General features: G+C 42.9%; 15 protein-coding genes. 7 read left to right on the top strand and 8 right to left on the bottom strand.

The genetic code is table 11. The features are described from left to right. Window positions 1–30: 30 nt before the first annotated feature. Complete coding sequence (locus tag RM544_RS13130) at window positions 31–549, bottom strand: hypothetical protein (RefSeq protein WP_311362254.1); 519 nt, start codon at window positions 547–549, stop codon at window positions 31–33. After that, the gene (locus RM544_RS13125) at window positions 539–1,117 is read right to left on the bottom strand and encodes an RNA polymerase sigma factor (RefSeq protein ID WP_311362253.1); all 579 of its coding nucleotides are present in this window, start codon (window positions 1,115–1,117) and stop codon (window positions 539–541) included. Before RM544_RS13125 ends, RM544_RS13130 begins: the two co-directional genes overlap by 11 nt. A 244-nt stretch (window positions 1,118–1,361) precedes the next feature. On the opposite strand from RM544_RS13125, the gene RM544_RS13120 reads away from it, so the two are divergent. The 3 genes from RM544_RS13120 to RM544_RS13110 all read left to right on the top strand — a co-directional run bounded on the left by RM544_RS13120 (window position 1,362) and on the right by RM544_RS13110 (window position 3,768). Then, window positions 1,362–1,988: an MOSC domain-containing protein gene (locus tag RM544_RS13120; protein WP_311362252.1), complete on the top strand. Its 627-nt coding sequence runs from the start codon at window positions 1,362–1,364 to the stop codon at window positions 1,986–1,988. 179 nt (window positions 1,989–2,167) lie between these two features. Continuing rightward, the gene (locus RM544_RS13115) at window positions 2,168–3,328 is read left to right on the top strand and encodes a hypothetical protein (protein WP_311362251.1); all 1,161 of its coding nucleotides are present in this window, start codon (window positions 2,168–2,170) and stop codon (window positions 3,326–3,328) included. 80 nt (window positions 3,329–3,408) lie between these two features. After that, a complete protein-coding gene (locus RM544_RS13110) occupies window positions 3,409–3,768 on the top strand; it encodes a hypothetical protein (RefSeq protein ID WP_311362250.1) in 360 nt (119 codons plus the stop codon). Window positions 3,769–3,790: 22 nt separating this feature from the next. On the opposite strand, the gene RM544_RS13105 is transcribed toward RM544_RS13110, so the two are convergent. Beyond that, window positions 3,791–4,975, bottom strand: coding sequence for an acetyl-CoA C-acyltransferase (locus tag RM544_RS13105; protein WP_311362249.1), 1,185 nt, complete (start codon window positions 4,973–4,975; stop codon window positions 3,791–3,793). Window positions 4,976–5,229: 254 nt separating this feature from the next. Between RM544_RS13105 and RM544_RS13100 the strand changes: the two genes are divergently transcribed. The 4 genes from RM544_RS13100 (at window position 5,230) to RM544_RS13085 (ending at window position 15,109) form a co-directional block, all read left to right on the top strand. Further along, window positions 5,230–5,874: an OB-fold-containig protein gene (locus RM544_RS13100; protein ID WP_311362248.1), complete on the top strand. Its 645-nt coding sequence runs from the start codon at window positions 5,230–5,232 to the stop codon at window positions 5,872–5,874. Window positions 5,875–5,948: 74 nt separating this feature from the next. Continuing rightward, on the top strand, window positions 5,949–7,973 hold the full coding sequence (locus RM544_RS13095) for a flotillin family protein (protein ID WP_311362247.1): 2,025 nt from the start codon (window positions 5,949–5,951) through the stop codon (window positions 7,971–7,973). A 13-nt stretch (window positions 7,974–7,986) separates the two neighbouring features. Next, window positions 7,987–13,146, top strand: a complete 5,160-nt coding sequence (locus RM544_RS13090; protein WP_311362246.1) for a DNA repair ATPase — start codon at window positions 7,987–7,989, stop codon at window positions 13,144–13,146. Beyond that, the gene (locus RM544_RS13085) at window positions 13,127–15,109 is read left to right on the top strand and encodes a hypothetical protein (protein ID WP_311362245.1); all 1,983 of its coding nucleotides are present in this window, start codon (window positions 13,127–13,129) and stop codon (window positions 15,107–15,109) included. The genes RM544_RS13090 and RM544_RS13085 overlap by 20 nt, the downstream gene beginning before the upstream one ends. 110 nt (window positions 15,110–15,219) lie before the next feature. On the opposite strand, the gene rplI is transcribed toward RM544_RS13085, so the two are convergent. From rplI to RM544_RS13060, 5 genes are all read right to left on the bottom strand, one after another. Next, the gene (gene rplI / locus RM544_RS13080; protein WP_311362244.1) at window positions 15,220–15,672 is read right to left on the bottom strand and encodes a 50S ribosomal protein L9; all 453 of its coding nucleotides are present in this window, start codon (window positions 15,670–15,672) and stop codon (window positions 15,220–15,222) included. A gap of 21 nt (window positions 15,673–15,693) precedes the next feature. Further along, window positions 15,694–15,921: a 30S ribosomal protein S18 gene (gene rpsR / locus RM544_RS13075; protein WP_311362243.1), complete on the bottom strand. Its 228-nt coding sequence runs from the start codon at window positions 15,919–15,921 to the stop codon at window positions 15,694–15,696. Continuing rightward, window positions 15,921–16,331, bottom strand: a complete 411-nt coding sequence (gene rpsF / locus RM544_RS13070) for a 30S ribosomal protein S6 (protein WP_311362242.1) — start codon at window positions 16,329–16,331, stop codon at window positions 15,921–15,923. Before rpsF ends, rpsR begins: the two co-directional genes overlap by 1 nt. A gap of 181 nt (window positions 16,332–16,512) precedes the next feature. Next, a complete protein-coding gene (locus RM544_RS13065) occupies window positions 16,513–17,130 on the bottom strand; it encodes an FMN-binding negative transcriptional regulator (protein ID WP_311362241.1) in 618 nt (205 codons plus the stop codon). Window positions 17,131–17,145: 15 nt separating this feature from the next. Further along, complete coding sequence (locus RM544_RS13060; protein WP_311362240.1) at window positions 17,146–17,997, bottom strand: hypothetical protein; 852 nt, start codon at window positions 17,995–17,997, stop codon at window positions 17,146–17,148. Window positions 17,998–18,018 lie beyond the last annotated feature (21 nt).

Here is an 18,018-nt window from a genome sequence, read left to right as displayed (position 1 = left end):
CAGAGAGATTAATATGTTGAAATTCTACGTTTACGCTTGATTCCAAGTAGGTGCATGTACGCGTTCAATAATGGCCATTTGTTGTTCGTATACATTTTTTAACATTTTTAACAGTGCGGGGTTATTAGGCTCTTCTTCAAGCGCTTTCTTAATTGCGGCCGCTGCTTCATCTAATTCATCCAACTGCTGTTGCCAATTATTAGTTGCTGCAGGCCTATCCTTAAAACGAATAAGTAAAGATTGTTTTTGGTTTTGGTGTTGCTCGCTAATCGCCGCAATTAAGGCATCACCTTGCACTGACTTTCCTGTTTCATAAGCAAATAAGCCGACTGTTATCGCCACAAAAACACTTGCAGCAATGGCAAAAGTAGGTGCTCGCCAAGCTGCTTTCCCCACTTTCTCGATATTGTTTCCCGTATCGCTGTTTTCATGATTGTTGGCTTGGTTTATGGCCTGCTCAATACCAGTCCATAGCTCTCGCTCGGGCGCAAGTTCACAAGTTCCTTTCTTTACCATTTGATCCAGTTTTTGTTGTGAATTACTGCTCATCACTTATCCACCCTTGTAGTAAATTTTTTGCTCGATGAAACTGGGCTTTGCTTGACCCCACTGCCATACCTAAAGTTTTTGCGATCTCTTCATGACGATAACCTTCAAGAGCATGCAGCACAAAAACCCATCTGGCTCGCTCTGGTAATTTATATATGTACTTTTCCAATTGAACATCTTCGAGGCAGCCATAGGTGACTTCCTCAAACGCACTAGACTGTTCAATATTGATCATTTTTTGCCACCAGCCACGCTGCTTTCTAATATAGGAAATAGTGACATTGGAGGTCACACTATGCAGCCAAGTGCTGAACTGGCTGTTTCCATCAAAATTATCTATTTTGCGCCACAGCTGAATAAATACCTCTTGCGTCGCATCCTCTGCTAGGGATTTATCTGCGCACAATCGTAAACATAAGCCATAAACCATATTGAGGTATTGATCATAAAGTGCTTTAAATGCTTTCACATCCTGCTGCTTAGCCGCTGCAATAAGCTGCGTTTCTTCAACTTGTTGTTCTGAAGATCGTGACACTTGTTTTTTTATCAGTGTTAAATCAGCTGGCATAATATGCGTATCATTCTCGGTTTATATTTCGGCTTCAAAGAGTAAGTCGCAAGGCTACTCAAAAAGGTTTAAATAATTTAAAAACTCTCAGAGTCAGTTGACTTGAGACAATAAGAAAGCGTACTTTAGGACTATACTACTTGTGCTGAACTCTGGCTAAATATATGCCACCGGTATCACTGTTGAGTGTTGTCTCTGCATAAGAGTCCAGCAGCTTTATATCCATTTAACCATTTGAGAATATATGATTATTCAAGCACTGTATGCTGGAAAGCCGCAAGCCTTTGGTCCTAGACAAAAGCCCAGTAGCATTATTAAAACACCCCATGATCAACTTACAATTGAGTTGGATGGTGCACTTGAAGATGAGCAAGGCAATAAAAAGCTCCATGGAGGTCCAGAAATGGCACTTCATCAGTATTCATTAGAAAGCTACGCCGTCTTACAAAAACGATTTCCAGAAATTGCAGATAAACTCACGCCAGGCAGTATAGGCGAAAATATCTCTGCGCCCGATATGAACGATGAAAACGTCTATATTGGCGATACTTATGAAATTGGTGATGTGGTAATACAAGTTAACTCGCCTCGCGCCCCTTGCGTTAAGATCAATCAACGATATAAAACCAAAAACGTTGATGTCTTCGTCGCTCAGAAAGGGATTACTGGCTGGTATTTCCGAGTATTGGAAACAGGGACAATAAAAGTCGGCGACCAAATGAAATTAGTGCATCGGCTACAGAACACCAAGTCGGTGAAAGACATCATTAGATTAGTCAGAGATAAAGACAAAGACTTACATGCACGCCTAATAGCCGCTGAAATTCCAGCCTTAGCAAAAGAGTGGGTAAGTAAGCTGAAGAAGTTTTAGTGCGTAAGTCACTGCCAACTATAAGTAAAACTCGATTATCTCGTTCACTCGCCAGATTTAATCTCAACAAACTGGGATTACGCCCGATAAGTTCTTAGAGTCACTTTAAACAGAGCTGCGCTTTCATTTTGTCTATATCACGTACTTTTCTTGTCGCTATTCTTCTTTTTTGCCAATGCATGCAAACGGCTTCCGCACGCGAGAATATATTCGACACAAAAGAAACCATCGAGTTTTCAGGTTTTGGCAGAATAGTGGGCGGTTACTTAGATGATAAAGACTTAGCATTTCAACATTATCAAAATAATTTAAGTTTCACTGAGCAAAGCTTATTGGCGCTGCGTGTTGATGCTCACTTAAGCGATAAGCTCAAATTAGTTACCCAAGGTATTTTGCATACTGGGACTATTCGAGAGAACGAAGTGCAATGGCTATACCTACAGTATCAAGCCTCTCGTTCTTTAAGTGTTCGCTTGGGTAGACAACGAATGCCATTTTTCGACTTTAGCGAGACAAATGATGTCGGATTCGCTTACCCTTGGATAACACCACCCATTCAAGTCTACACAGACTTTTTGTTTTTCGACATCGATGGAATCATGGCCAGTTATGAATTTTCTGGCAAGGATGTTTCAGGGGCAATTGAAAGCTACTTTGGAGAATTTGAAGGCGAATTAACAGTAGCAGAAACAAGCAGTCAGACTAAGCTGAATAACAGTCGTGGTTTAATTCTGAAGCTCAACTACGATAGTTTTACATTTCGTGCTTCCCATCATATTACTCAAGTAGATTTAGGCCTTAAGCCAATCGTCGAATTTCGCGATATTTTGCGCTCAGCAGAACTAAATGACGCAGCCGACTCAATTGGTGTAGAGGGCAGCATCGAGTTTTCCCAGCTTAGTCTTAGTTATGACAGTTTTGACTATTTTATGAAAACTGAACTAACCCGATACGACTCCGATTTCCTCGCCTTTCCCGATGTTAAGAACGGCTACATTACCCTAGGTTATAATTTTTACCCTTATTCACTCCACCTAACATATGCAAACAGCGTCGAAGAATATGACCGACCCGATAATCTCATCCCAGTGGGGATCAATTCGGAATTAGATGCACTTTCTTTTGGTTTTGATCAAATCCTGATGCAGCTTAACAGTGATGGTTTAGAAAGCGTCACATTAGGGCTTAGATACGATTATAGTGATAATGTCGCGTTTAAGACTGAGCTGGCTAAGCTTAATGGTGATGACAATGCGAGAGGTCTATTTACAGAAAACAGCGTGAGCAACCCGGGCAACAAAGCTAACTTTTTCCAAGTTGCCGTGGAATGGGTGTTCTAATGCGCTTTTCGGTTGTTGTATTGACACTTCTTTCTATTGCTTGCTGTGGCATAAGTAAGCGAGTTTGCGCTGAGGAAAGCTTGCGATCAACTAAATTACTTATAGTCGCCAATGTTGACTCTGAACTTTCACTCACTAAGCAAGAGGTAAAAAACCTGTTCATGGGTGGTGTCATTGACTACGACTTAAGGCCTATTACCTTAACCGCAGCGAATAAAGAACGCACCTTATTTCATGCACGAGTACTAGGCCTTACAGACGCTAGAGTAAGATCATACTGGGCGCAAATGCGGTTTTCAGGTAGGAAGCAACAACCGGATACTGCAGAAAATGAAGCGCAAGCACTTGAATATGTGACAGCTAATGCGGGTACCATCACCTACATAAAATCGACGACGCCGCTGCCCGAAGGTTTGGTCGTCGTCTATCGTAGTAACTAATCTACGTAATGTTGTAGGTCGTTTACGCTATCTCAAACAAACCTGCAGCGCCCATTCCGCCGCCCACACACATCGTTACAACTACATATTTTACGCCACGACGTTTACCTTCAATCAAGGCATGACCGACTGCACGCGCACCTGTCATTCCATATGGGTGGCCGATTGAAATTGCACCACCGTTAACATTGTAGATCTCAGGGTCGATACCCAATTTATCACGACAGTATAAAGCTTGACATGCAAAGGCTTCATTCAGCTCCCATAGGCCAATATCATTCATAGTTAAACCATTGGCTTTTAGTAATTTAGGAATGGCGTAGATTGGACCTATACCCATTTCTTCAGGCTCATTTCCCGCAACCATCATGCCACGATAGATACCCAAAGGCGCCAAACCACGTTGTTCTGCTAACTTAGATTCCATCACTACGCAGGCAGAGGCACCATCTGACAATTGACTCGCGTTTCCAGCAGTAATACAACCACCGTCGATGACTGGTTTAAGTGATTGCAAACTTTCTAATGTCGTCGATGGGCGGTTACCCTCGTCTTTTGCTAGGGTCACTTCTTTAAAAGAAACTTCTTTGGTTTCTTTATCCATGATGCCCATAGTAGACGTCATTGGCACAATTTCATCGTCAAATTTGCCCGCAGCTTGTGCCGCAGCTGTGCGCTGTTGCGACATCAATGCATATTCGTCCTGCGCTTCACGTGAAATGTTGTACTTTTTAGCAACATTCTCAGCGGTATATAGCATTGGCATGTAGGCGTGCTGGGCTTTATCAGTCACATTTTTATCTAAGCTCTTGCTAACCCATTCAAAATACTTTGCTTGGATTTCTGAGATGTTTTCTTGACCACCAGCTACCACAACATCCATACCGTCAACCATGACTTGTTTAGCCGCCGTCGCTATCGCCATCAAACCTGATGAACATTGACGATCAATCGTTTGCCCGGAAGCTGAATAAGGTAAACCGGCAGCTAGCGCGGCAAGTCGAGCAACATTCGATCCTGCGCTACCCGCGTTGAGTACAGAACCAATGATTACATCATCAATTTCTGCACCTTCTACGCCAGCCCTTTCAACCGCGTGCTGAATAGCGTGCGCAGTTAAGGTTGGTGATTTTATGTTATTAAATGCGCCGCGATAAGCGCGACCAATTGGCGTGCGTGCAGTTGATACAATGACAGCTTCTTTCATTTGTTTACCCTCAGTTAGCAAGATATTTGAGTGGGCATGTTATCCACGTACACTCAAGTTAGTTAAGCGATAGTGAAACTAAACCAAACTGATAGCAAGCTATCGAGCATTTTGCTTTCTTATAAAAATAAATTTAGTTGACTTATAGTTACTTTGAAATAAGCGTAAAACGGGGCGCAAACGATTGACAGATTCCACCGCACAGGGTAATTTCAATGGTTCTTCTATATGGACATTTAAGGCAAGGACGAGAAATGGAAGTCTTCCTCGAATACATCTTCAGTATGCCAATCGTAGCATTCACCATCCCGTTAATGATCATGATAGTGTTTTGGGTATTTGCACTCATCGGTATGCTCGATATAGAAATTCTTGATTTCACTGGTGACGCAGACGCCGAAAGCACCGACTCTACGGGTTCTTCCTTTCTTGAATCGCTTGGTCTCGATGGCGTGCCGCTTACCGTCGCTATTACTATTGTCGAAATCTACGGTTTTGCCTTCGCCTATCTGGCGAGAAAGTTCATCATGCCTCTATTTGATGGCGTGCTTACGGCAACCGCTGCTGGTTTTGTGGTCGCTGTACTCGCCCTGGTAATAGCCTTACCGTTTGCGGCCTACACAAGCCGGCCTTTTCGCAAAATTTTTATCACCCACGAAGCAGTCACAAAGTCTGATTTAATTGGCACCTATTGCATTGTCACCACACAAACGGTTAACGAAAGTTTCGGGCAAGCAAGAGCCGAAGACGGCATGGTTTACAGTGTGAGAACAGCACCCGACCATCAAATTGCTGGTGGCTCTCGTGTTGTACTTATCGATTTCAACAAAGACAATGACACTTTTACTGTCGTCACCGAAGCAGAATTGATGGCCATGTCATCAACCCAACACATTTAATTTAATTTAAGTTTTATCTCGCACTTGGTCTGTATTTTGGCAGTCAAGTATCGTGAAGTTTAAGGAGTAAACGAATGAGCGATATCATTATATTTTGGGGTTCAGTGGCTATTGCCATTGTTGTTCTTTTCCTATTGGTTGTCTTGATTATGGGTAAGCTTTACCGAAAGGTCGAGCAAGGCCGAGCAATGATCGTCAACACCATGCGTGCGGAACCTAAAGTAACCTTTACAGGTGGTATTGTTATACCGGTCTTCCATAAACTTGAAATCATGGATATCTCTCTCAAAACGATTGAAGTTGACCGCAGCGGCTCTGACGGTTTGATCTGTAAGGACAATATTCGAGCAGATATCAAAGTGGGCTTTTTCGTCAAGGTAAACAAAAACAGTGATGATGTACTTAAAGTGGCTCAAGCAATCGGTTGTGAACGTGCATCAAATATCGCCACCCTAGAAGATTTATTCAGCGCAAAATTCTCAGAAGCCCTAAAAACAGTGGGTAAATCACTCGAGTTTGAAGACCTATACGCTAAGCGAGATAACTTCAGAGACTTAATTATCGACAACATCGGCACCGACCTCAATGGCTACGTGCTTGAAGATGTTGCCATTGATTACCTCGAACAAACACCTATCGAGAAGCTTGATCCCAATAATATTCTTGATTCGCAAGGTATTCGCAAGATCACGCAACTCACTGCCGAGCAGCATATTCAAACCAATATCTTCCAGCGTGATGAAGAAATGAAAATCAAACGCAAAGATGTTGAAACACGTGAAGCTATTTTAGAGCTTGAGCGCCAAGAAGCCGATGCAACTGCGAAGCAACAACGTGAAGTAGAAACGGTTAAGTCGCGTGAAAAAGCCGAAACTGAGCGCGTACAGCATGAGGAAAACCTGAAAGCTGAACAAGCACGAGTGCAGTCTGAGCAAGAAATTCAAGTACAAGAACAGAACAAACAACGCGAAGTAGAAGTGGCCGAAAATAACCGTTTACGTGCTGTAGCGATTGAAGAAGAACGCGTTATCCGAGCGCGTGAGCTAGAACAAATTGATCGTGAAAAAGAAGCCTCATTACAACGTATTGCTAATGAAAAGCTCGTAGAACATGAAAAACGTGAAATTGCCGAAGTAATAAGAACAAGAGTTGAAGTCGATAAGACCGTGGCCGAGCGCGAAGAAGAAATCAATGAACTTCGTGTGGTTGCTGAAGCTGACCGCAATAAGAAAGCCAAAGTGATTCATGCTGAAGCAGAAGCTGAAGAAGCCTTAGTGAAAGACATCAAAGCCGCTGAAGCCGCTGAGAAAGCAGCCGAATATCACGCCAAAGAGAAGTCGATTACGGCAGCGGCTGACTTGGAAGTTGCTGAAAAACGCGCGCTTTCTGAACGTAAACAAGCAGAAGGGCAAGAAGCCCTTAGTGCTGCTGATGGCCTAGCAGAAGCGAAAGTCATGGAAGCGCAAGCAGTTGCAAAAGAACAAGAAGGCATGGCTGACGTTCGCGTGAAAGAAGCCATGGCTGATGCAATTGAGAAAAGTGGTGTTGCAGAAGCGGAAGTCATGGCGAAGAAAGCCGAGGCAGAAGCTGAGGGCATGACCAAGAAATTCGCAGCAATGGCGACCATGTCTGACGAGCAAAAAGCGCACGAAGAATTTAGAATGCGCCTAGATAAACAACATGAGCAAATTATCAAGTCTATCGAAACCAATGTCGACATTGCTGGTCATCAAGCACTTGTCTTGGGTGAAGCATTGAAACAAGCTAACATTGATATTGTTGGTGGAGACACGGCTTATTTCGATAGCTTTGTGAAGTCATTGTCTGTAGGTAAAGCAATTGACGGCACCATTGGCAAGTCTGAAACCTTAGGTACGGCCTTTGAAGATCACTTTAATGGTGAGGCTAGCTTTGTTGAGGACGCGAAAGAACTGGTCGCAGGTTTCGGCAGTGCCAGTGGAAATGCAAAAGATGCGGCAGTGACAGCGATGATTGCCAAGTTCTTGAAAGACAATGGTGATAATCCTCAATTGATGGAGTTAGTCACGAATGCCTTGAGTCAAAAAGGTAAACCTAGTAGCGATAGTACGTCTAGTTAATAGGTACTGATTTATGGCCAGTGATCAAGAGCAACTCGACCAAGCTGTTGCCGATGGCGGTGCGTATGAAGTCATTCGTGCGCGTCTCATCTCGCAAGCAAGTACCCTAAAAACCAAAGTCGATAACCTAAATAACGCCCGTATTGAAGAATTTGGCCAGGCCAAACTGGAGGTTGCAGGGCGAGTCAGAGTCCGCACAGAAAATAACTGTGTGGCACGCGATATTGTTCCAGTTGGAAAGGATCTCCTATTTGGTTACAACGTTTTTATCGGCTTGAAGAAAGAAACACAAGTGGCTGATGTTTTTAGTCTCTATCATTTGGTAGAACAAGACGGCACTTATGAGCTTGAACAAAAAGACCTAGCCGGTTCATTTCTAGCGGACCCGAGCTTTGTAAAAGAATTTAATGAGCTTTACGTATACTACAAAGAAGCTCGCTTAATTCAGCTAAAAGTACAAAATCAAACCTTATTTGCGGTATTCCAAATTGGTCGCAAACTTGAAGATATTAGAGTATTCCAATGGCGTATTGAGAAAGACGGTAGCGCCAACTACATAGATAATCGGGGCGAACGTGCAATTAAGAAGGCCCCCTCTCACGATTTTGAATGGAAAACTGCGGGACGCGAACATCACGAAACCGGCAGCCACCCGCATATTAACGTGCTTGATCAGGTTTTCGTTGAAACAATTAATGGTCAACTGACGATCAAGGTGGAAAACAACACAGAAGACGGTCTAGGTATTTATAATGAAGAGGTAGACGACGAAACCCAAAGCCTCGCAGACGCCACCGTCCAATATGCTCAAGTCGGTAGCTTAATTCTTCTGAAAATATTGCCCTACCGCGAAAAAAACTATCGTTATCTTGTTTTCAATGTGCGCACTCAAAAGGTCAATCGCATCGATGCAATTGGTCTAGCCTGTATTTCATTACCTGAAGACCACGGTATTATTTTCCCAGGTGGTTATTATTTACAAAACGGTGAGACTAAAAAGTTTCCTGACGAAATTGATGGCCTGACTTTTAAACGCAGTATTCGCTCGCCTAATGGTGAGGATGTTCTGTTTATTTTTTACGAACCAGAGTCTGGTTTAGCCGGTCTGTATTCGTATAACCTTATTCGCAAAGAGTTACAAAACCCCATTTATGCCCACGGGTTTAGCATTTTCGACAATGGCAAAATGGTTATTTTCAGCTCGGAAGATGAAGCGACTCGCGTCCACCCTATGCAGGTATGGGAAACACCTTATTACAGTGATGAATTCGCAGCTAAGCAACCCAATAAAGATAGTTTCTATAGCCGCATTGGCAATAAAGAGTTGGTGCGCGGTATCTCTGATATCGTTTCGATACATCGCAATATCAACAGCAATAACCCTAGCCGCGCTTCGTATGAAGACCTGATTAAAACAGCGAAATCCATGTTCGATACATACTATTGGATTGCCGATGCAGAGGTAGATGGCCTAGGTGAGGTGATAAAAGAAATCACCAGTACTGCCGAACTAGTGATAGATGAGTTTGAAAAAGTCGAGCAAATTCGCCATCAAGCGATACTTGCTTTAAGCGAAGCAGAAGAAAAACAACAAGCGGTGATTGGCAGTATCCGCATTACCTCTTGGAGTACACCACAAGAATTCGTTGATTGCTTAATGAATTTGCGCAAGCAGCGCGGCTTTTTAGTCACCCTAAAAGACCAGCGTTACATCGACAAAGAACGGATTACCGAACTCGATGATGCAGTGCAAACCGCCTTTGATGAAGTCAGTAATGCTACAGTAACCTTTTTATCCGATGACAGTGCGCTTCAACCTTATATAGACAGCGTGACAACACTTGAGAAACGCATCGAAACGGCTGAACTGGTGGTCGTTATCAATGAGGTTAACGAAGAATTAGAATCGCTATCGCTCGGCTTAGATTTATTAACCGAAGTTCTCAATGGCTTAAAAATTGACGATGCCACAAAGCGCACCAAAATCCTTGATGATATTTCCGAAATCTATAGCAAACTCAACAAGGTTAAAGCTCAAGGACGTAATCGACGTAAGAACCTAGGTTCGAGTGAAGCAAGCGCTGAATTCGCTGCACAATTTAGACTGTTCTCACAAAGTATCAGTAGTGCCCTTGCAATGGTCGACACACCCGATAAAGCTGAAGAGCAACTGTCTCGCTTGTTGATTCAGTTAGAAGAACTTGAATCTAAATTCAGTGAGTTCGATGAGTTCCTCGGCGATATCATGGAGAAGCGAGAAGAGCTTCACAGTGCATTCGAAAGTCGCAAACAAAGCCTGATGGAAGAGCAGCAACGTCGTGCCCAGAATATCTTTAGTGCGGCGGAGCGCATTCTCAAGGGTGTCAGTCGACGAGCAAATGGTTTCAACGACCCCACCGATTTAAACACTTATTTCGCTTCCGATCCTATGATCTTAAAGATCGCTGAACTTGCACAGCAATTGCGTGAATTGAATGATCAGATCAAAGCAGACGACTTAGAATCACAACTCAAAGCCGTGAAGGAACAAGGAATACGTTCTCTTCGTGATAAACAAGATATTTTCGAAGACGGCGGCGCAGTCATTAAGTTAGGTAAACATAAGTTTAGTGTGAATACGCAGAACTTAGATCTCACTTTGTTACCACGCGACGATGGCTTATACCGGCATTTAGTCGGTACTGACTATTATGAGCGTGTTGAAAACGAAGAATTAAGCACCTTAAAGCCTTACTGGCAACAAAACTCAGTGTCAGAAAACGCAGAGGTTAGTCGAGCAGAATACTTGTGCTCGGTGATCCTTCAAGATGCCGAGAACCAGCGAAATGAACTCAGTTTGACGCAGCTATATGACTTAGCATCCGATCCAAAAGACAAAGATAAAAGCGCAGCATTGTCGAAAATTATTCGAGATTATATGACAGCGCGCTATCAAGAGGGCTACGAAAAAGGCATACACGATGCTGATGCTTTGCGCTTACTTCAAGCCTTATTGCCTATTCATCAAAAAGCTGACTTGTTGCGCTTCGCACCGAAAGCTAGAGCACTAGCGATAATGTTTTGGACACACAGTTTAGCTGATGACAACCAGCGTACGCTATGGTGCAGTCATGCCCAAAGTGCATTGATACTTTCTAAGTCTTTCTCTACCTTGGCTGGATTTAAGCAACTAAGAGCACAACTTGTTCAGGCGATGAAAGCATTTGTCTGCACTTATACACTGCACTTTGACGATACTAATATCGATCAAGCCGTTGATTATCTGAGTTTAGAATTGGCGCAAGATAAACTCGAGTTTGTGACCAGTCAATCAGGTACTGATATCAAGCGACTGTTTGAGCAAGCAATTAAAAACTTAGGTCACGAAAAAGACTTCCGCGATGCAATGCAACAGTTCGAGCGTCGTTTAGCCGACGGACGCAAAGCGCTTTCAAGCAAATCAACGCAAGCAACAATCGCTGGCTTGCATGAACAGTGGACACTCGCTTGCGCTTGGATTGAGGCAACTTTAGGTCAACAGGCTGATGGCGAACCCACCGCAGACCTCGAACTGGTGCAACAAAAGCATTATATTGAAGAGGCTGCGGCCTTGGTTATTGCTGGTACAAACTTACCTGTTCGCGTGACATCCATTAAACTAAACGCAAAGATCACCGATTTATTAAGCGACCATCCTCGTATTAAAAATGGTGAGTTACATCTGTCCGTTGATGAATTTAATCAACGCCTAAGTCATTATCACACAACACATGTATTGAACTTCGAGCGCTATCATCAGCTTAGAAATAGTCTCATGAAGGAAAGTCGCAAAGAGCTTCAACTTGAAGCTTATAACGCGAAGCCTTTAAGCTCTTTTGTTAGGAATAGGCTTATCAATGAAGTCTATCTGCCTATCATTGGCGACAACCTTGCGAAACAAATGGGCACCGTTGGTGATGACAAGCGCACCGATTTAATGGGCTTATTGTTGCTAATCTCTCCGCCAGGTTATGGTAAAACAACCTTAATGGAATACATTGCAGACCGGCTCGGTTTGGTCTTCATGAAGATTAATTGTCCGTCTCTTGGCCATGATGTTACTTCAATTGATCCTGGTAATGCGCCGAACGCAACTGCAAAGCAAGAACTTGAAAAACTCAATCTTGGTTTAGAGATGGGTAATAACGTTATGCTGTATTTGGACGATATCCAGCATACGCACCCTGAGTTTCTGCAGAAATTTATCGCTCTTTGTGATGGCACTCGTCGTATTGAAGGTGTTTGGAAAGGCGAGAGTAAAACATATGATATGCGCGGTAAGAAGTTCTGTGTCGTCATGGCCGGTAACCCTTACACTGAATCTGGTGATGTCTTTAAAGTGCCAGACATGCTAGCTAACCGGGCCGACATCTATAACTTAGGTGATGTGCTTGGTGGTAAAGAAGAGCAGTTCGCCCTCAGCTACATAGAAAATGCGCTCACATCTAACCCTGTTTTAGCGCCTCTTGCGTTAAGAGATATGAAAGATGTTTATCAATTTGTGGCGATGGCAAATGGCGAAGAAGTGGCTAGCAGTGAATTTAGTCATCAGTATAGCGGTGCCGAAACCAACGAAATCGTATCGGTATTAAAGCACTTGCAAGCGATTCAAGAAGTCATTCTAAAAGTGAATCTACAATATATTGAATCGGCAGCAACGGCAGAAGACTATCGCGAAGAGCCGCCATTTAAGTTGCAAGGCAGTTATCGCAACATGAATAAGATGACTGAGAAAGTCTCAGCGGTAATGAATCATCAGGAACTCATGCAGTTGATTGGTGATCACTACACTGGTGAAGCCCAAACGTTGACTTCTGGCGCGGAAGAGAACTTGTTAAAGTTAGCCATGCTGCGTGGCGTGATGACGGAACAACAGCGGCAACGTTGGGAGCATATTTGCAGTGCGTTTGACAGTAAGCAATCGCAGAATATTGAAGGCGATCCACAACTGCAGGCTGTGCGGCAATTGTCACAAATGGCTGGTGCTTTAGAAGCAATAAAAGTAGATATGCAGCAGTCTGATACGGGTGACTTAATTCGCCCCATTAATCGTGTTGCGGCGGCAATGCAACTGCTCAGTCGAGTGTGGTCGGGCGACAAAAAAGAGGCTGACAAAGAGAGCGAAGAGGATAATATTGATTCCAAAGAACCTTAATCTAGCTGGCGAATTTTTTCAGCGTCAGGACTCATATCAAGGTCGCAAACAAAGCGGTAGGATCACTCTGTTTACAGTGGTTCTGCTTGCCCTACTACTTGTCATTGCTGGTGTCACTTATACTCTATACGCGCCTTATGAAGATTTACCTGTTCAGCAAAATCGAGAAATGAGTACTACTCCAACGAGTGCAATTGAAGCGATAGAAGACCTTGAAAAGGCGCCGACTAAAAAACAAATCACTCAAAAAACCATTGCACCAGAGCAAACCACAAGCTTATCGTATTGTGCCGCTCCGGATCTTGAAGTAGTAGGCTTTGACTGGGACCAAATGTCCGCTGCGATCAAGACTAGAAGTGTAAACTGGCGGTCATTATCAACAGTAGATCTGGTAACCAACCCACAATATCGCCACTATGAAGCCGAAAATATGAAGAGTCAATATGGCACTAGCTTCATTCAAGAGAAAGGTAATTCGGAAGTTCAGGAGTTACTATATAACAGTGAACCTGCAATGGCGTTTAGCACAGGTGAAAGAGACGCTGACCTCATTATCGAGCAGTATAAAGACGACCTGAGTTTGGTGCTAACTAGTTTACACTTCAATCCCTACGGTTTGAGTCAGGCTCAGTTTTCAGCGCTACTTGACAGGCATCCTGCTTTTGACCGCACTTTTGCCTACGATGTCTTATATGAATTGCGCAATTCGCAAGCAGAGCTTCTCGACTTATTCATGAAGAGAGTCGATATGCAGAGCCCCTTGCCGGCATCTGCAGACAAAAGCGGCACTCACTTACTGTTTAGAATATTACTCAATGGTAATTTCGACAGCCTTCAACACGCCTTATCACTTGGCTTAAGCGTGACTCCTAAGCAATCACAATCTCTGTATTACGCACTTAAGGTCGGCACTTCATTCAGATTAGAGCCCACTGATGAAGGAAGACAAGAGTTCAGGGCATTAGTCAGGCAGATTTCAGATATTGTTGGTTTACCCAGTGCTAACGACGTAATTGCTATCAGCCAAGTACTGGAAAGAGATCCCAAAGAGATGTTTATTCAATATGGCATTGATATTAACGAATACTTACTGAGTTCAGTGAACGAGAACTTGTCAGGTTTCAGTGAAGAAGAAATAGATAAACGCCTATCAGAAGCACAAACTCAATGGCCCCACTATATTTTACGCTTAAACCCGAACTCAAGCTGCCAGAATGAAACTGAATTCCACTGGACTGGCGAAGAGTTGATAAGGTGGTACGAGCAACGTATTGAAAGCAAGGATGATTTAAAGGCCGCTGACGAGGAGTTAGTAAAAATCTCTAGGCTTTATGTTCAAAGAGCTCACTTACTCTATTACTCGTCTCGCTTAAAAGTAAAGTATGAAGAGTTTGGCGAAGAAAAAGATAAAGAGTTTTTTATGAAGGCAGCCGAAGCCTTCGGTGGTGAGGATAGTGATTCAATTTCAAAGTTATTTTCAGAAGCACTGACTGAGGAGCAGAAGGGCTTGGTAAAAATGATGGTTGTCATTTTCTCTAAGGATCCGAATGCTTTTATGAAATCCAGTAATATGGGCTTAGTTTTTGACGAACTAGATATGTTAAATGCAGTTCGTTTTGGCAATAAAAGCGCTGTGGCATGGTTCATTAATGAAGGGATTGGCTTTGGAGGTGTGGATGAATTAGAAAATGGTATTGTGTATTGGCTCAGTATGATGAAGTCATTTGAAGCATTAGATGATATTAAGCAAACTAACATTCCCGTTTACTTTAATCCGCAAGGCTTAAACCCACACGAATTGCACTATATACAATGTGGCAACTATGCCGCTTCACCTGCGCTTATCCGCGAACTTGAAGTAGGTCGAGATATTAAGCAACAGATAAATTCAGAGCTCTGCGAAAAAATAAGTGGCTATCAGCGTTTCCTTAGACAGCAAGATAGCGAAGCTGGATTTAAGTAATCGTACATACAAGTATTAATCACGCAAAAAAAAGGCCGAGTAACAATACTCAGCCTTGATATTTTTGCATCAACACCTAAGTGTTAATAATGCGCCTTACGGCCAATGACTTATGCTTCTTGGATAATAACCAATTTGATTGAAGTCATGACTTCAGAGTGTAGTTGAATATCAATTTCAAACTCACCTGTTTCACGCAATGTACCCGTAGGCAATTTAACTTCTGACTTAGCAACGTCAACGCCAGCTGCAGTAACTGCATCAGCGATATCACGAGTACCAACAGAACCAAACAACTTACCTTCATCACCAGCTGGAGATGCGATAGTGACTGCTTCTAGTGCAGAAAGCTTATCAGCACGTGCTTGCGCAGCGGCCAATTGCTCAGCAATTTTAGCTTCCAACTCAGCGCGACGAGCTTCAAACTTCTCAACGTTAGCTTTAGTTGCTGGAACAGCTTTTTGCTGTGGGAATAAAAAGTTACGTGCGTAACCTGATTTTACTGTGACTGTGTCACCTAGACCGCCTAAGTTGGCGACTTTGTCTAGTAGTATGATTTCCATCTTGCTACCTCTATGCCAATCTTATTTATGTGAGTCTGTATACGGTAACAATGCTAAGAAGCGCGCGCGCTTAATTGCAGTTGCTAACTGGCGCTGATATTTAGCGCTAGTACCAGTAATACGGCTAGGAACGATTTTACCACTTTCAGTGATGTAGTTTTTCAACATAGAGATATCTTTATAATCAATCTCTGCTACACCTTCAGCTGAAAAACGGCAGAATTTACGACGTCTGAAAAAACGAGCCATTATTCGTCTCCTTCTTCTGTTTTAGCTTCTTCCGTTGCTGCTGGAGCATCGTAAGATCTTTCTTCACGCTGAGGTCTACGATCATCGCGACGCTCTTCTTTAGCCATTGGTGACTGTTCAGTCACAGCAGCTTTAGTGCGCATTACCATGTTACGTAGCACGATGTCGTTGTAACGGAAAGCCGTTTCCAACTCTTCTACTGCTTCAGCATTTGCTTCTGCATTAAGTAGTACATAGTGTGCTTTGTGAAGTTTTTCGATTGGGTATGCCAATTGACGGCGACCCCAGTCTTCTAAACGGTGGATTTTACCGCCGTCTTGTTCGAGGATACCAGTGTATTTTTCAATCATGCCTGGTACTTGTTCACTCTGATCTGGGTGAACCATGAATACGATTTCGTAATGACGCATTATTGCTCCCTACGGTTATAGTCTCGGATAGTGAAGCCGTCTATATGGAGACAAGGAACTGAGATGTTGACTTCAAGGGCGCGCATTATACATACGCAAAGCCCTTGAGACAAGGCTTTTTGAGCATTTATTGTTAGCTTAATACACAGACGCAGTTAAGCAAGGTACATGATTTTACAACTTACTTGCTGCCATCACCTAGGCCACGTTTTTTCATATACTCTGCCAACTGACGGGATTCACTATGTACGCTGTGGCGCAGCGCCTCATATACACCTAATTGATCCTCTGTTTTTTTCTGTTGGCCTAATTTCTCTTTAGCCTGAATTTCGTCGACCACCACCTTAAACCCAATCACGGCTTTTAATAGTTTTTCAATATAATCAGTGGGCATTAAGGTTTTATTGTGGGCAATTTCAGGCTCGTATTTTTGTATTAGAGCATCAATCGCATTAACGGTATCTTCTTTGTTTAATTCCTGAAAAGTACCAAAGCATTGTACTGACGCATAATTCCAAGTAGATACACCGGGTCTTGATACGTACCAAGTAGGTGAAATGTACGAGTGTGGACCACTAAAGACCACGGACACTCTCTGTCCACTCAAGTTTCGCCATTGGGGGTTGGCGCGCGCCATATGACCGATCACCGTTCCTTTATCACCCTCTTTAGCGTTGTATAAAAGAGGCAAACGAGTGGTTTCAAGGTCTTGGGAAATCAACAAGCCGAAACCATATTCTGAAATAAGATTTTCAATTGCCAATGGGTCGGTTAGCATTAAATTTTTCGGGATATACATTACATTCCTTGTGACTTATTTCATGCGCTCAGAATCACTACTCTCATCAAAAACTGACTTAGGCAAGGTCAGTGCAAAAGCAGATAGCGCCAGAATAAGCTGTAAATACAAGGATTGCACTATTAATTTATACTCAACTAAATAAGAACCTTGTACCCAAATACTCAAAGAGATATGAAATAAAGCGAGAGCCAAAATAAGCAGATTGATCTGAATGGCTCTCTTTTTTATCGCATCACGGTGCTCTGGGTGATAATAACCCTGGCTGTTCTCACCTCTATACAAGTAGATAACAATCGCAAAAAAGATACCATTTATAACCAATAAGCCGAGTAAATTTGCATAGCCAGCAAAACCTTCGAAAGGGTGATTTACAAAGTATAATATGGTGGCTACAAACACGAGGTTTGCTATGCCTATTAGTACTAGCAAAGACATGGGTATGTAGTCTTGCCAGCTTCTAACACGCAATGATGCGCTACGTTTGCTTCCCGCATACTGCTTAAATACAGTAAAAAGACGCTTATGCATGAATACCATTACAACGACAGGGATCATCGCCAATAAGTACATTATCATCACGCCCATATGGTCATCCCAATTGAGAAGCTCAGTTCCATTGAAAATAGCGTGAAGTACCATAGCACCGACGACTATCAAGATAAATGCAACTGAACTCCAATAAACCTTGGTAGCTTTGGCCAGACATTCTTTGACATGAGCTTCTGATTGCGGGTATCGATTAATGCCATAGTTTAAGGCTATGTTTGTTAATTTAAAATAGCTCAGCACTGGTATCAGGATAAGCGTGAAGCCTACTTGCATTAGCATGAGCAAGTAATTTGATTGAGGTAACCAATCAGACATAATTTTTCTCCAATATGTAAA

It is taken from the genome of Brumicola blandensis, assembly GCF_031846165.1.
Lineage (GTDB): Bacteria > Pseudomonadota > Gammaproteobacteria > Enterobacterales > Alteromonadaceae > Glaciecola > Glaciecola blandensis.
Note: the sequence above shows the minus strand (reverse complement) of the source record. Positions and strands in the feature narration are given on the sequence as shown.